Annotated in this window: 1 pseudogene; it reads right to left on the bottom strand. The window is 67.9% G+C overall.

From position 1 onward, the window contains the following. Nucleotides 1–324, bottom strand: a pseudogene (locus EN852_RS37780) (c-type cytochrome biogenesis protein CcmI); the annotation flags it as partial.

Raw genomic sequence — 324 nt, forward strand, 5'->3', positions numbered from 1 at the left:
CTGCTGGGCCGCTTCCATTTGTTGCGCATCGGGGCCGTTCGCCGGCGGGTTTGCGGCGACCGCCATTTCGCCCGCCTCGGCAAGCGACTGCTGGACGGCGTTGCGCCAGGGCGAGTCCGGCGCGAGCTGGCCGAGCATCTTTTGCCAGGCGGCGACAGCCTCGGCCTTCCTGCCCTCCTGGGCGAGGCCGACAGCCAAATAGAAATTCGCCTTGGCGTTGGCCGGATCGAGCTTCAAGGCCGCGTCGAAAGGATTCTGGGCGTCGGCCGTAACGATGCCGCCGGCAGCACTTGCAATCGCCTCGCCAAGTCCGGACTGGCGCAC

Origin of the sequence: Mesorhizobium sp. M2E.F.Ca.ET.209.01.1.1 (assembly GCF_004010375.2) — a bacterium.
Classification (GTDB): Bacteria; Pseudomonadota; Alphaproteobacteria; order Rhizobiales; family Rhizobiaceae; genus Mesorhizobium.